This is a genomic window from Pseudomonas sp. DWP3-1-3b3 (genome assembly GCF_049896305.1).
Classification (GTDB): Bacteria; Pseudomonadota; Gammaproteobacteria; order Pseudomonadales; family Pseudomonadaceae; genus Aquipseudomonas; species Aquipseudomonas azotoformans_A.
In genome coordinates, this window is record NZ_JAFCUA010000008.1 from 315355 (window position 1) to 328001 (window position 12647).

The 12647-nt window shown below is 61.7% G+C and carries 13 protein-coding genes; 10 read left to right on the forward strand and 3 right to left on the reverse strand.

The features are described from left to right. Positions 1-25 precede the first annotated feature (25 nt). Positions 26-646, reverse strand: a complete 621-nt coding sequence (locus ACP7BX_RS23900; protein WP_314527444.1) for a TetR/AcrR family transcriptional regulator — start codon at positions 644-646, stop codon at positions 26-28. Positions 647-789: 143 nt separating this feature from the next. Here ACP7BX_RS23900 and ACP7BX_RS23905 point away from each other — a divergent pair, with 143 nt between their 5' ends. From ACP7BX_RS23905 to ACP7BX_RS23950, 10 genes are all read left to right on the forward strand, one after another. Further along, positions 790-1233 (forward strand): GNAT family N-acetyltransferase, encoded by a 444-nt coding sequence (locus ACP7BX_RS23905; RefSeq protein WP_426127487.1) that lies wholly within the window; start codon positions 790-792, stop codon positions 1231-1233. Between the two features lie 18 nt (positions 1234-1251). Continuing rightward, a complete protein-coding gene (gene copC / locus ACP7BX_RS23910; RefSeq protein WP_314527439.1) occupies positions 1252-1617 on the forward strand; it encodes a copper homeostasis periplasmic binding protein CopC in 366 nt (121 codons plus the stop codon). Positions 1618-1620: 3 nt separating this feature from the next. Further along, positions 1621-2478 carry a copper homeostasis membrane protein CopD gene (copD, locus tag ACP7BX_RS23915; RefSeq protein WP_426127485.1) on the forward strand — a complete coding sequence of 286 codons (858 nt, stop codon included), beginning with the start codon at positions 1621-1623 and terminating at the stop codon, positions 2476-2478. A 141-nt stretch (positions 2479-2619) separates the two neighbouring features. Beyond that, positions 2620-3882 carry an OprD family porin gene (locus tag ACP7BX_RS23920; protein ID WP_426127483.1) on the forward strand — a complete coding sequence of 421 codons (1263 nt, stop codon included), beginning with the start codon at positions 2620-2622 and terminating at the stop codon, positions 3880-3882. Between the two features lie 231 nt (positions 3883-4113). Beyond that, positions 4114-4938: an NAD-dependent epimerase/dehydratase family protein gene (locus ACP7BX_RS23925; protein ID WP_269133482.1), complete on the forward strand. Its 825-nt coding sequence runs from the start codon at positions 4114-4116 to the stop codon at positions 4936-4938. A gap of 2 nt (positions 4939-4940) precedes the next feature. After that, positions 4941-5816, forward strand: a complete 876-nt coding sequence (locus ACP7BX_RS23930) for an SMP-30/gluconolactonase/LRE family protein (protein WP_426127480.1) — start codon at positions 4941-4943, stop codon at positions 5814-5816. A gap of 51 nt (positions 5817-5867) precedes the next feature. Beyond that, a complete protein-coding gene (locus ACP7BX_RS23935; RefSeq protein WP_038847219.1) occupies positions 5868-6830 on the forward strand; it encodes a TRAP transporter substrate-binding protein in 963 nt (320 codons plus the stop codon). A gap of 64 nt (positions 6831-6894) precedes the next feature. Beyond that, positions 6895-7422 (forward strand): TRAP transporter small permease, encoded by a 528-nt coding sequence (locus ACP7BX_RS23940; protein WP_426127478.1) that lies wholly within the window; start codon positions 6895-6897, stop codon positions 7420-7422. Between the two features lies 1 nt (position 7423). After that, positions 7424-8704, forward strand: coding sequence for a TRAP transporter large permease (locus ACP7BX_RS23945; RefSeq protein ID WP_033902005.1), 1281 nt, complete (start codon positions 7424-7426; stop codon positions 8702-8704). Positions 8705-8706: 2 nt separating this feature from the next. Continuing rightward, complete coding sequence (locus ACP7BX_RS23950; protein WP_426127953.1) at positions 8707-9582, forward strand: aldose 1-epimerase; 876 nt, start codon at positions 8707-8709, stop codon at positions 9580-9582. Here the strand turns inward: ACP7BX_RS23950 and ACP7BX_RS23955 are convergent. Both ACP7BX_RS23955 and ACP7BX_RS23960 read right to left on the reverse strand, forming a co-directional pair. Further along, positions 9562-10707: an HlyD family secretion protein gene (locus ACP7BX_RS23955; protein WP_016979501.1), complete on the reverse strand. Its 1146-nt coding sequence runs from the start codon at positions 10705-10707 to the stop codon at positions 9562-9564. The two genes, ACP7BX_RS23950 and ACP7BX_RS23955, sit on opposite strands and share 21 nt — an antisense overlap. Then, positions 10704-12350 carry an MFS transporter gene (locus ACP7BX_RS23960; protein WP_033902003.1) on the reverse strand — a complete coding sequence of 549 codons (1647 nt, stop codon included), beginning with the start codon at positions 12348-12350 and terminating at the stop codon, positions 10704-10706. Before ACP7BX_RS23960 ends, ACP7BX_RS23955 begins: the two co-directional genes overlap by 4 nt. Positions 12351-12647: the final 297 nt, after the last annotated feature.

Below are 12647 nucleotides of genomic sequence, written 5' to 3' on the forward strand. Positions count from 1 at the left end.
GAGGCCATCTGCGTCACCCTAAGGCTCAAGGCTCCAACCCAATCCCCCGCAAAATCACGCTCGTCACCGTCTGAATCGCCTTCTCGAACTGCATGTCCGACAACGGCTGGTGCTCATTCAGGATCTTCACCTGATGATCAAAGTCGGCATAGTGCTGGGTCGAGGCCCAGATCATGTACAGCAGGCTCGACGGCTCCACCGCCAGGATGCGTTTGTCTTCCACCCACTGGCGAATTTTCGCTTCCTTCATCTTGGCCCAGTCGTACAGGCTTTCATCCAATGCCTCACCGAGGGTCGGCGCGCCATGGATGATTTCATTGGCCCAGACTTTCGATCCGTAGGGCCGGGTGCGCGAGCGTTGCATCTTGGCGCGGATGTAACTGCTGAGCACCACCCGTGGGTCATCGAAGGTCTCGAAACTCAAGGCGTCCTGCTTCCACACTTCCAGCAGGTCGAACAGCACGGCGCTGTACAGCTCGCTCTTGGTGGTGAAGTAGTAATGCAGGTTGGAGCGCGGCAGTTGCACTTCTTCGGCGATATCCGCCATGGCGGTACTGCCATAGCCTTTCTCGGCGAAGATTTTCTCCGCCGCCAGCAGGATTTTTTCGACGTTGACCCGACGAATTCCGATCTTGTGATTGCCCATAAGGGCTCCCTGACAACAACTTGGCTTAAAGACTACCATCGGCTCTAGATCGCGGCGACAGGCCATAATGAAACTTCTGACGCGAACCTTTCCCCTGGAAATGGGATTGGTTAGGATCGCGGTCCCCATGAAGGATCATTGCAATGACTATTCGACCTCGCGTGGCCACCGACGACCCCGTGCTGGGCGCACTCTGGGAGCGCTCGGTGCGGGCCACCCATGATTTCCTCCCCGAGGATGACATTCAACGTCTGCTACCCCTGGTGCGCGATGCCTACCTGCCAATGCCCGCACTGGAGGTGTGGGTGTATGAAGACCCACAGGGCACCGCCGGTTTCATCGGCACCGGCGGGCACAACGTGGAAATGCTGTTTATCGAGCCCGACCGCCGTGGCCAGGGCATCGGACGCCGGTTGCTGGACCACGCCCGCGCCCGTCACGACACCCTCACGGTGGACGTGAACGAACAAAACCCTCAGGCCGTGGGTTTCTACCTGCATTATGGTTTTATCCAGGTCGCGCGCTCGCCGCTGGATGGCGAAGGCAAGCCCTTTCCCTTGCTGCACATGGCTCTACCGACTCCCTGACCCTGAAGGTATTGAACGATGTTGATCAAGAAAAGCCTCACCACCATCGCCCTGCTCGCCTCCCTGCTGGGCGCCTCCGCCGCATTGGCCCATGCGCACCTCAAGAGCGCTGAACCGGCGGCCGACAGCAGCGTCGCCGCGCCCAAGGACCTGCGCTTGACCTTCAGCGAAGGCGTCGAGGCCACCTTCACCAAGGTGTCCTTGAGCAAGGACGGCACCGAAGTGGCGATCAAGGGCCTGGAAACACCGGATGCCGACAAGAAAGTCCTGGTCGTCACCCCGGCCGCCCCCTTGGCGGCCGGCAACTACAAAGTGGTGTGGAACGCGGTCTCGGTCGACACTCATAAGAGCAACGGTGAATACAGCTTCAAGGTCGGCCAATAACCCATGGCAACGCTGCTGGTGCTGTGCCGCTTCCTGCATTTCATCGTCGTGCTGCTGATGTTCGGGGCCTGTGCATTCAGGCCCTGGCTGCTCGGCGCGCAAGCGCAACCGGCGCTGGACCGGCAACTTGAGCGCATCACCCGTGGGTTGGCCTGGCTGGGATTGTTCTCTGGCGTGGCCTGGCTGCTGTTGATTACCGCCAGCATGGCGGGCAGTTGGGACGCGGCGCTGCAACCGGCCACCGTGCAGTTGGTGCTGGGCAAGACCTTCTTTGGCCAGGTGTGGGTGTGGCATCTGTTGCTGAACCTCTTGCTGGTCATCGTGCTGGCCAAACCCTGGCGGGCATTACGCTTGCCGGTCATCGTGCTGCTGCTGGCAACCTTGGCGCCGGTCGGGCATGGCGCCATGCTCGATGGGCTCAGCGGCCAATTGCTGATCCTCAATCAAGTGGTGCACCTGGTGTGCGTCGGTGCCTGGCTCGGCGGCTTGCTGTTGCTGTTGTTGATCCTCAGGCAATCGCCAGCCCTGGCGCTGGAGCCGATCCTGCGGCGGTTCAGCGGCGTGGGGTATGGGCTAGTCGCCGGTTTGCTGGTGACCGGCTTGATCAACGTGCGCGTACTGACCGGGCAATTCTGGCCCACGCCTTTGTTCAACGGATTCGCGCTGATTCTGTTGATCAAGGTATTTCTGGTGCTGGGCATGCTGGCGTTGGCGCTGCTGAACCGCCTGCGCATCGAGCGCTGCGAACAACGCCTGGGCAGTTTGAGATCCAGTGTGATGCTGGAGTGGCTGCTGGGTGTTGCAGCGGTGGCCGCCGTTTCCCTTCTTGGCACCTTGCCTCCCATGGTGATGGCGGGCTGAGTAACTTCCCGCTTGCGCCCCGAGCAGGTCATCATACAACTTCTGCTTGACAGCGCTTTAAAACCTCGCAAATATCCCACTCAATGTTGTACGACAACGTATAACAAATAATAAAAACAACAAAAGAAAGGGAGCTTCACTGTGAGTTCACTCGCCCGCAATTCCTCCGTTCGCCTGGGTTTTATCGGTCTCGGCAGCCTGGCCTTTACCCTGCCCCTCGCCGCCTCGGCCGAAGGCTTCATCGACGATGCCAAGGCCACGCTCAACCTGCGCAACGCCTACTTCAACCGCAACTTCACCAACCCGACCAATCCCCAGGCCAAGGCCGAAGAGTGGACGCAGAACTTCATTCTTGACGCCAAGTCCGGCTACACCACCGGCACGGTGGGCTTCGGCATCGATGTACTGGGTCTGTATTCGCAAAAGTTGGATGGCGGTAAAGGCACCGGCGGTACGCAGTTGCTGCCGATCCACAGCGACGGCCGCCCGGCGGACAACTTCGGACGTCTGGGCGTGGCGCTGAAAACCAAGTTGTCCAAGACTGAATTGAAGGTCGGTGAATGGATGCCGGTGCTGCCGATCCTGCGCTCCGACGACGGTCGCTCGCTGCCCCAGACGTTCCGTGGCGGCCAGGTCACGTCCAATGAAATCGCCGGCCTGACGCTCTACGGCGGGCAGTTTCGCGGTAACAGCCCGCGTAATGACGCGAGCATGGAAGACATGTTCATGAACGGCAAAGCCGCCTTCACCTCCGACCGCTTCAACTTCGGCGGCGGCGAATACAGCTTCAACGACAAACGTACCCAAGTCGGCGTGTGGTACGCCGAACTCACCGACATCTACCAGCAGCAATATTTCAACCTGACCCACAGCCAGCCCGTGGGCGACTGGACCCTGGGCGCCAACTTCGGCTTTTTTACCGGTAAGGAAGACGGCAGCGCCCTGGCCGGCGACCTCGACAACAAGACCGCCTTCGCCCTGCTCTCGGCCAAATACAACGGCAACACCTTCTATGTGGGTTTGCAGAAACTCACCGGCGACAGCGTGTGGATGCGCGTCAACGGCACCAGCGGCGGCACCCTGGCCAACGACAGCTACAACGCCAGCTACGATAACGCCAAGGAAAAGTCCTGGCAGGTGCGCCATGACTTCAACTTCGTGGTGCTCGGCATTCCAGGGCTGACCATGATGAACCGCTATATCAGCGGCAGTAACGTGCACACCGGGGCGATCACCGATGGCAAGGAATGGGGCCGCGAGTCGGAGCTGGCTTACACGGTGCAGAGCGGTGCGCTGAAGGACCTGAACGTGCGCTGGCGCAACTCGACCATGCGTCGGGATTTCAGCAATAACGAGTTTGATGAAAATCGCCTGTTCATCAGTTACCCGATTTCACTGTTGTAGGCTTCGCGCCGAACCCAGACTGGGAGCCATCACAAATCCCCTGTGGGAGCGGGCTTGCTCGCGAATGCGGTATATCAGACATGAATGAGTCGACTGACACACTGTATTCGCGAGCAAGCCCGCTCCCACATTCTGGCCATCACCTGACCGGAAGAACGTTGACAACCTGGGGAAACCCTAACGATACTTCGACATAGTCATACGACAACCTACAACAACAATGGAACCCTCATGACCACCACCACAACCACGCCCGTTCCATTCAATCGCCTGCTGCTCACCGGCGCGGCTGGCGGCCTGGGTAAAGTCTTGCGCGAGCGCCTGCGCCCTTATGCCCAGGTACTGCGGCTGTCGGATATCGCCAATATGGCCCCGGCCGCCGACCCGTGCGAAGAAGTGCAACCCTGCGACCTCGCCGACAAACAGGCCGTGCACCACTTGGTAGAAGGTGTCGACGCGATCCTGCACTTCGGCGGCGTCTCGGTGGAGCGCTCGTTCGAAGAAGTGCTCGGCGCAAACATCAGCGGCATTTTCCATATCTATGAAGCCGCGCGCCGCCACGGTGTGAAGCGCGTGATTTTCGCCAGTTCCAACCACGTGATCGGCTTCTACAAGCAAGGTGAAACCCTCGACGCCCACTCCCCTCGCCGCCCGGACAGCTACTACGGACTGTCCAAATCCTACGGCGAAGACATGGCCAGTTTCTACTTTGATCGCTACGGCATCGAGACCGTCAGCATCCGCATCGGCTCGTCGTTCCCGGAACCACAGAACCGCCGCATGATGCACACCTGGCTGAGCTTCGACGACCTGACTCAGTTGCTCGAGCGCGCGCTGTACACCCCCAACGTCGGCCACACCGTGGTCTATGGCATGTCGGATAACCTCGACACCTGGTGGGACAACCGCTACGCCGCCCACCTGGGCTTTGCGCCCAAAGACAGCTCCGAAGTGTTCCGCGCCCAGGTCGAAACCCAGCCACCGGTGGCCGCCGATGACCCGGCCAAGGTCTACCAGGGTGGCGCGTTCTGCGCTGCCGGCCCTTTCGGGGACTGACCATGACCGCTGAATTGATCGTCGATGCCCGCAATGCCGTCGGCGAATGCCCGGTGTGGGTGCCCGAGGAAAACGCTTTGTACTGGGTGGATATCCCCAAGGGTGGCCTGCAACGCTGGAGCGCCGCCAGCGGCCACGTGGCGGCCTGGACCGCTCCGCAGATGCTTGCCTGCATCGCCCGCACCGAGGCGGGCAACTGGGTCGCTGGTATGGAAACCGGGTTCTTCCAGCTCACCCCGCACAACGACGGCAGCCTGGACACCACGCCGCTGGCGGCTGTTGAGCACCCCCGCCAGGACATGCGCTTGAACGACGGCCGCTGTGATCGCCAGGGCCGTTTCTGGGCCGGCAGCATGGTGCTGGACATGGGCTTGAACGCGGCAGAAGGCACTCTGTATCGCTACGCATCCGGTGCGCCGCCCCATGCTCAGCTGGACGGTTTCATCACCTTGAACGGCCTGGCGTTCAGCCCCGATGGCCGCACGATGTATGCCTCCGATTCCCATCCGCTGGTGCAGCAGATCTGGGCCTTCGACTACGACATCGACACCGGCACGCCGTCCAAACGTCGCGTGTTCGTGGACATGCACAAACACCTCGGCCGCCCCGACGGCGCCGCCGTGGATGCCGATGGCTGTTACTGGATCTGCGCCAACGACGCCGGGTTGATCCATCGCTTCACCCCGGACGGTCGCCTCGACCGCTCCCTCACCGTACCGGTGAAAAAACCCACCATGTGCGCCTTTGGCGGCAGTCGCCTGGACACCCTGTTCGTCACCTCGATTCGCGATGACCAGAGTCAACAGTCACTGTCCGGCGGCGTGTTCGCCCTCAACCCCGGCGTTGTCGGATTGCCGGAGCCCACCTTTACCCTCTAGCTGCATCGCTGTGCCTTGAATACAACAATAACAAGACAGGAATGAAACCCCATGGACTTCAAACGCACCTTGCTCGCCGCTGCATTTTTCACCCTCAGCAGCGCTGCCCACGCGCTGGAAATCAAATTCGCCGACATCCACCCCGCCGGCTACCCCACCGTTGTGGCCGAAGAGAACATGGGCAAGGCCCTGACCAAAGAAAGCAACGGCGAGCTGACCTTCAAGTACTTCCCCGGCGGTGTCCTCGGCTCCGAGAAAGAAGTGGTCGAACAGGCGCAAGTCGGTGCTATCCAGATGACCCGCGTCAGCCTGGGGATCGTCGGCCCGGTGGTGCCGGACGTGAACGTGTTCAACCTGCCGTTCGTGTTCCGCGACCAGGCGCACATGCGCAAGGTCATCGACGGCGAGATCGGCGACGAGATCCTCGCCAAGATCACCAATTCCGAATTCGGCCTGGTCGCCCTGGCCTGGATGGATGGCGGTACGCGCAACCTCTACACCAAGAAGCCGGTGCGCAAGATCGAAGACCTCAAGGGCATGAAAATCCGCGTACAAGGCAACCCCTTGTTCATCGAAGCCTTCAATGAAATGGGGGCCAACGGCATCGCCATGGACACCGGCGAGATCTTCAGTGCCCTGCAGACCGGCGTCATCGACGGCGCGGAAAACAACCCGCCGACCCTGTTGGAACACAACCATTTCCAGAACGCCAAGTACTACACCCTCACCGAACACCTGATTTTGCCCGAGCCCATCGTGATGTCGAAAATCACCTGGAACAAACTCACCCCCGCGCAACAGGACATGGTGAAAAAAGCCGCCAAGGCCGCCCAGGCTGACGAGCGCGTGTTATGGGACGCCAAGTCTGCCAGCAGTGAAACCAAGCTCAAGGCCGCCGGTGTCGAGTTCATCACTGTCGACAAAAAACCCTTCTATGACGCCACCGCGCCGGTTCGCGCCAAGTACGGTGCGGCCTACGCCGACATCATCCAGCGTATCGACGCCGTTCAGTAACGCCCTCCTTCTCTAGCAAGGCCCGGCGCGGTCGGCATCGACGCGCCCGGTTACGGTGAACGCCATGAAGAATTTACTGCTGCGCATCAACGACCGTATCTACATGACCTGCATCTGGGTCGCCGGACTCTCGGTACTGGGGGTCGCGCTGATCATCCCCTGGGGCATCTTCGCCCGCTATGTCCTCGGCACCGGTTCGAGTTGGCCGGAGCCCACCGCCATTCTGCTGATGCTGGTGTTCACCTTTATCGGCGCGGCCGCCAGTTACCGCGCTGGTGCGCACATGTCGGTGGCCATGGTCACCGACCGCCTGCCGCCCACCCAACGCCGCGTCGTCGGTATCGTTTCCCAGCTGTTGATGGCAACCATCTGCCTGTTCATGACGATCTGGGGCACCAAGCTGTGCCTGTCCACCTGGAACCAGTTCATGAGTGCCATTCCCACCCTGCGCGTGGGCATCACTTATATGCCGATCCCGATTGGCGGGCTGCTGACCCTGGTTTTTGTGCTGGAGAAACTCTTGCTCGGTGACCAGAGCAACCGTCGGGTCGTGCGCTTCGACCTGGTTGAAGAAAGCGAAGGGGCTGCCTGATATGGACGCATTGATTCTGTTGGGCAGCTTTATCGCCTTGATCCTGATCGGCATGCCTGTGGCGTACGCCCTGGGGTTGTCGGCACTGATCGGCGCGTGGTGGATCGACATCCCGTTCCAGGCCCTGATGATCCAGGTGGCCGGCGGGGTGAACAAGTTTTCGCTGATGGCGATTCCGTTCTTTGTATTGGCCGGCGCGATCATGGCCGAGGGCGGCATGTCACGGCGGCTGGTGGCGTTTGCCGGGGTGCTGGTGGGTTTCGTGCGCGGCGGCCTGTCGTTGGTGAATATCATGGCCTCGACGTTTTTTGGCGCCATCTCCGGTTCGTCGGTGGCGGACACGGCCTCGGTCGGCTCGGTGCTCATCCCGGAAATGGAACGCCGTGGCTACCCGCGTGAGTTCGCCACGGCGGTGACAGTCAGCGGTTCGGTGCAGGCTCTGCTGACTCCGCCCAGCCATAACTCGGTGCTCTACTCCCTGGCGGCCGGTGGTACGGTGTCGATTGCCTCGTTGTTCATGGCCGGCGTGGTGCCGGGCTTGCTGATGAGCGCGTGCCTGATGGTGCTGTGCCTGATCTTCGCGAAAAAGCGCAATTACCCCAAGGGTGAAGTCATCCCACTCAAGCAGGCGCTGAAAATCTGCGCCGATGCGCTCTGGGGCCTGATGGCCATGGTGATCATCCTAGGCGGCATCCTCTCAGGGATTTTCACCGCCACCGAATCCGCCGCGATTGCCGTACTGTGGGCGTTCTTCGTGACCATGTTCATCTACCGCGACTACAAATGGAGCGAGCTGCCCAAGCTGATGCATCGCACGGTGCGCACCATTTCCATCGTAATGATCCTGATCGCCTTCGCCGCCAGCTTCGGCTACATCATGACCCTGATGCAGATCCCGGCGAAGATCACCACGATGTTCCTGACCCTGTCGGACAACCGCTACGTGATCCTGATGTGCATCAACGCCATGCTGCTGTTGCTCGGCACGGTGATGGACATGGCGCCACTGATCTTGATCCTCACGCCGATCCTGCTGCCGGTGGTACTGGGTATCGGCGTCGACCCGGTGCACTTCGGCATGATCATGCTGGTCAATCTCGGTATCGGCCTGATCACGCCACCCGTGGGTGCGGTGCTGTTCGTGGGGGCGGCGGTGGGCAAGGTCAGCATCGAGAAAACCGTAAAGGCGCTGCTGCCGTTCTATGGCGTGCTGTTCCTGGTACTGATGGCCGTGACCTACATTCCGGCGCTGTCGTTGTGGCTGCCAAGCGTGGTGCTCTGATGCTGATTGAACTGCAAGACAACCTGACCCAACTCACCCTAGCGCCGGCCACGGGAGGCAGCATTGTCAACTGGACGGTGCGCGCCACCGGCCAGCCGTTATTGCGGCCCAGCGATGCCCATGCGATCAGCACCGGGCTGCCAGGCAAGCTGGGCTGCTATCCCTTGGCGCCCTGGTCCAACCGGATTGCCGAAGGGGGTTTCGACAACCCCGACGGTTGGCTGGCGCTGGCGCCCAATAGCTTGACCGACCCGCTGCCGATTCACGGCTCTGCCTGGCAACAGGCGTGGCAGGTAGTCAGCCAAGCGACGGATGAAGTGGTCCTGGAAATGGCGTGCGACACACCGTTCGCCTATCGCGCCGAGCAGCGGTTTCGCCTGGAAAACGGTGAGCTGAGCATCACGTTGCGGGTGACCCACCTGGCGGACAGACCCGCGTGGCACGGGCTGGGATTGCATCCCTATCTGCCGCGCACAGCGGGTACCCGGTTGCAGGCCAAGGCTTCGCAGGTGTGGATGAGCGGCGCCTCCAAGCTGCCAACGCAGCTGGCGCCGGTGCCCACCGCTTGGGATTTCCAGCCGTTGAAAAGCCTGCCGGAAGGCCTGGTGGACAACGGTTTTTGCGACTGGGACGGCCATTGCCTGATCGAGCAGCCAGAGCTGGGCTACACGCTGGAATGCCAGGCCACGGGGAGTGATTACTTCCTGCTGTACTGCCCGCCGGGGCTGGAGTTCTTTTGCATCGAGCCGGTGAGTCATCCGGTGAATGCCCATCACCTGCCAGGGCGGCCTGGGCTGAAGCTGTTGGAGCAAGGCCAGTCAGTAGAGCTGGCCTTTACCCTCAACTATCAGCCCCTCTCAAGGCGGGCTGTTCTTTAATCGCCCCGCCGTATCAATACTGACCACCACCGACAACCCAGGCCGCAACCGCTCGCTCTCGGCCTGGTCCGGGTCCACCATGATCCGCACCGGCACGCGCTGGGCGATCTTGACGAAGTTGCCGGTGGCATTGTCCGCCTGCAACAGGCTGAATTCCGAGCCGGTGGCCGGGGAAATATGCTGCACCGTGCCATGGAATTTGCGGTGGTTCAGCGCGTCCACCGTGAAGGTCACCGGCTGGCCGACCTGCACGTTGTCCATCTGGGTTTCCTTCATGTTGGCGATCACCCACAACTGCGGCGGGACCAGCGCCATCAACTGCGCGCCGGAGTTGACGTAGGCCCCGAGCCGCACGCCGATCTGCCCGAGCTGACCATCGCGGGGCGCGGTGATGCGGGTGTTGGACAGGTCGATACGCGCCAACTCCACCGCCGCCTCGGCACTGGCCACGGCCGCTTCCAGAGAGCCACGGTTGACGATCACCGTCTGCAGGTCTTGGCGGGCGATTTCCAGGCTGGCCTGGGCTTGCGCGACGGCGGCGAGGGTCTGCGCGTTGGCGGCGCGGGTCACGTCCAGCTCGCGCTTGGACACCGAGCCGTCGCTGATCAACTCCTCATTGCGGCGCAGATCGGCGGTGCTCTTGCGTGCCTGCGCCTGGCTGTCCACCAAGGCGGCCTGGCGCAGCTTGATGGTGGCTTCGGCACTGTTGCGCTGTTGCACCACATTCGCCAACGACGCCTTCTGCACCGCCAGTTGCGCCAATGCCTGGTCCAGGCGCTGCTTGTAGATGCGGTCGTCGAGGCGCACCAGCAGGTCGCCGGCCTTCACGTGCTGGAAGTCCTGCACCGGCACTTCGAACACATAGCCGCTGAGCTGCGGCCCAATGATCGTCACCTGCCCGCGCACCAGCGCATTCTCGGTGGTTTCCACCGCGCTGCTGAACGGCGGCAATTGCCAGGCATACAGCACAATCAGCACGCCGACGATAGCAATCGCGGCAAAGCCCAGGGACGAGATGATCCGCACCCGCAACGGGCGCAGCTCGGTGGGCACCGCGCCGGGAGGCGTGCTGCCTTCCGGGGTGGACGCGATGGCGGTAGTGGTGGTGGTTGAAGGTTCGGTCATGAAGGTGCGCCGCTGGGTTGAACGGGAGTGGCTGCTGCTCGGGTGGTGCTCATCAGCCACAGACTGCGGATAAAGATCCAGATCATGGTGAGTATCGCGATGATCGCGATCAGCATGAAGACATCGTTGTAGGCCATCACGTTCGCCTCACGGGTCGCCGCGGTAGCCAGGCTGCGAATGCCCATCAGGTTGCGCAGCTCGGGGTCGGCGACAATGCCGCCGTAGGCCGAGCCGCCACTCTGCACCCGTGCGGCCACACGCGGGTCGAGCAAGGTCAAGTGTTCGACGATCATGCTGGAGTGATACTTCTCGCGCACGATCTGGAACGTGCCCAGCAGCGCTGCGCCAATCAGGCCGCCGAGGTTCTGGCAGATGCCGAACATCACCGAAAAACTCACCAGGTTGCGCGGGTTGGCCAGCACGTTCTTGGTGCCCAACACCATGGTCGGGCCGAGGAAGAACGTGCCGCCGAAGCCTAGCAGGAACTGGCTGATATACAGGTTCTGCGGGCGGGTGAGGTTACTGGAAAAACTGTCCATCACCGAGCCGGTGGCCATCAGCGCCAGGGAAATCACCAGCGGCATCAACAGGTGCGCCGGGTTGATGGTCAACGCACTGACCACCAGCCCGGCAATCGCCCCGGCGAGCATCACCACGTACAGGGTGTGCATCTGCTGGTAGCTCATGTTCAACATCTGCATGAACCCCACCGCGCCGGTGGACTGCTCGGACAGCACCATGCGGATCAGGATCACCGCCAGCGCCAGGCGGATCATCACGCCACTGCCCAGCCAGCGAGTCATCAACATCGGGTTGGCGCGGTTATGCTCGATGGCCAGGCCGGCCATGATCAGCACCAGGGAACAGGCCGAGGCGATGCCGATCCAGGGCGCTTCCAGCCACCAGTCGATGCGGCCCAGGGACAACACCGCGCAGAGCAAGGCGACGCCGGTGGCGAGGATGGCGAAGGTGAGGAAATCGAGTTTTTCAAAAGTCTTGAAGCGGTCGCCGGGGGGCAGTTTGAGCAGGAACACGCAACCCAGGCAGATCAACGCCATGCCCAGCTCGAACAGGTACAGGCCGCGCCACTCGGCGATTTGCAGCAAATCTTCGGAAAACAGGCGCGCCAAGGGTAACGCGAGTTGCGCGGTGCCCAAGCCCAGCACCAGCGCCTTCAAGCGCCACTTGGCCGGGAACGCCTGGATCATGTAGTACAAGCCCAACGAACTCAGCGCCGCGCCGACCATGCCATGGGCAGCGCGCACGGCGATGGCTGAGCTGAGGTCGTTGACGAACAAGTGGCCGAAGGTGACCAGTGCGTACAGCACCAGGAACACTTCGGTGAAGGCGCGCAGGCCGAACTGCTGCCGGAACTTCACCAGCAGCAGGTTCATGCACACGTTGGTCATGACATAGGCGGCGGGCAGCCAGGCCATTTCGGCGGTGGTCGCGCCGAGGGCGCCTTGCAGGTATTGCAGGTTGGCGATGACCAGCGCATTACCCAGGCCCCCGGTGATTGCCACCAGCACGCCGACCATTGCGAACAGCCAACGCTTGTGCGTGGGGTGCAGCGGGGTGGACGGTGAACCTGGGAGGCTTGGGCGCTCGTGGGGTTCCCAGGTGTGGGGGGTGTATTTGTTCATTCGGTGACCTAGATGGACCAGCCCGGGGGAGCTGGTAAAGCTTACTCAGAGAGTAGTAAACCTGAGGGGAGTTCATCTTGTCATGTGGGGGGTGGGGTTTGTGGTGTACATATCCGTTGCTGCGGTAACGGCTGATATTGGTTCCGCCCTTACGGCGGGTCACTTTCGAAAAGCGCAAAAGTAAGCAAAACGCTCTTGCCCCAACACTCGGCACCTCGCTTAGGCTCGGTGTGCCCTCACTCCGGCTTGAATCCGTGGGCCGCCGCGATGGGCCATCCTTGGCCCAGCGCGGCTAAC